This window comes from Paraburkholderia ultramafica, from assembly GCF_902859915.1.
Taxonomy (GTDB): domain Bacteria; phylum Pseudomonadota; class Gammaproteobacteria; order Burkholderiales; family Burkholderiaceae; genus Paraburkholderia; species Paraburkholderia ultramafica.
In genome coordinates this window covers 1-743 of the sequence record NZ_CADIKK010000156.1, presented here as the reverse complement: position 1 = coordinate 743, position 743 = coordinate 1, and the positions used below count along the sequence as shown (strand labels likewise).

Genomic DNA, 743 nt, shown 5'->3' with positions numbered 1-743 from the left:
GTAAGCGCCTCGCCTGGACCGTTCAGGTTTTTCTGGACTAAGCGATGTGAAGCGGCACATGCTATCTCCTTTGGGCATTTTGCGTTACCCGGTAACGGGTCCGGATATATCGTTACCGGGTAACAACGACAAGGAGAGGCCGATGGCACAAACATCAGCGGAGCGGCAGGCCGCCTTCCGGGCAAGGCGGGCGACGGCTGGAAACGATGGCAATGGGGAGCGGCGGCTTGATATGTGGGTGACCACTGAAGCTGATCTCGCGCTCGCGAGGCTGGCACGTCGTTACTCGGTAACGAAGCGTGAGATGCTGGAGCGGCTGGTAGTGCGGGCGGACGCGGCGATCGTGCGCAGGCTCGATCCGGACTCGGCAGAATGGGATGCCTACTTCCAGGTTCCACGGTAGCCCGTCAGCGTTACCGGGTAACGGACCGCTTTTCCGGGTGCAGTCGGCTGCCCGGCTCAGGGGATGTGAGCCATGCCAGGCGATCGAGGGATGCTGTCCACCGCTGCCGTTCAACCAGTCGGAGTAGCAGGTTGGGATGCGTTCTGCAGGTGTGCGGCAATGCGCCAGGGCAGCAATTCGTCGACGCGGTTGACTGGATGATCGGCAATACAGGTCAGCACGTGGCACAGGTAAGCGCGCGGGTCGATGCCATTGAGTTTGCACGACGCGATCAGCGAGTACATCGCCGCCGCCCGCTCGCCACCGCTATCGGAGCCGGCGAAGAGGAAGTTCTTGCGAC

Annotated in this window: 2 protein-coding genes; one reads left to right on the top strand and one right to left on the bottom strand. The window is 62.0% G+C overall.

Features of this window, described 5'->3' with window-relative positions; genetic code table 11:
- The first annotated feature begins 142 nt into the window (after positions 1-142).
- Positions 143-403, top strand: a complete 261-nt coding sequence (locus tag HV744_RS36650; RefSeq protein ID WP_175154098.1) for a hypothetical protein — start codon at positions 143-145, stop codon at positions 401-403.
- A 110-nt stretch (positions 404-513) separates the two neighbouring features.
- Here HV744_RS36650 and HV744_RS36645 read toward each other — a convergent pair.
- On the bottom strand, positions 514-743 hold a 230-nt coding region (locus tag HV744_RS36645; protein ID WP_175154097.1), incomplete at its 5' end, for a transposase domain-containing protein.